Here is a 504-nt window from a genome sequence, read left to right as displayed (position 1 = left end):
GGACTCGGCGGGTGACGTGCTGGTCACCGGCCCGGCGATCCGCGCCGTGGCGGCCGGAGCGCAGCGGGTGGTGCTGTTGTGCGGGCCGCGCGGTCGCGCCGCCGCCAACCTGCTGCCCGGCGTCGACGAGATCATCGAGCACCCGCTGCCGTGGATCGACCCCACGCCGGGGCCGGTCGATCCGCAGGCCATCCGGGACCTGACCGCGCGGCTGGGCGCGATCGGCGCGGACCAGGCGGTGGTGTTCACCTCGTTCCACCAGTCCGCCCTGCCGTTGGCGCTGCTGCTGCGGATGGCGGGGATCGACCGGATCGCGGCGATCAGCGACGACTACCCGGGCTCGCTGCTGGATGTCCGGCACCGGGTGCCGGTCGGCGTCCCCGAACCCGAACGCGCCCTCTCCCTGGCCGCCGCCGCCGGCCACCGGCTGCCCGACGGCGACGAACCCGTGCTCCGGCTGGGCCGGGACGCCGGGCCGCCGCGCCCGGCCGAACGCGGCGGCCC

At 77.6% G+C, this 504-nt stretch carries 1 protein-coding gene; it reads left to right on the top strand.

Annotated elements, in window-relative coordinates; all coding sequences use genetic code 11:
- The coding region (locus KBX53_RS35500; protein WP_369010029.1) for a glycosyltransferase family 9 protein at positions 1-504 on the top strand (504 nt) is incomplete at both ends.

Source organism: Micromonospora sp. M51, assembly GCF_018070305.1.
Lineage (GTDB): Bacteria > Actinomycetota > Actinomycetes > Mycobacteriales > Micromonosporaceae > Micromonospora > Micromonospora parva.
Note: the sequence above shows the minus strand (reverse complement) of the source record. Positions and strands in the feature narration are given on the sequence as shown.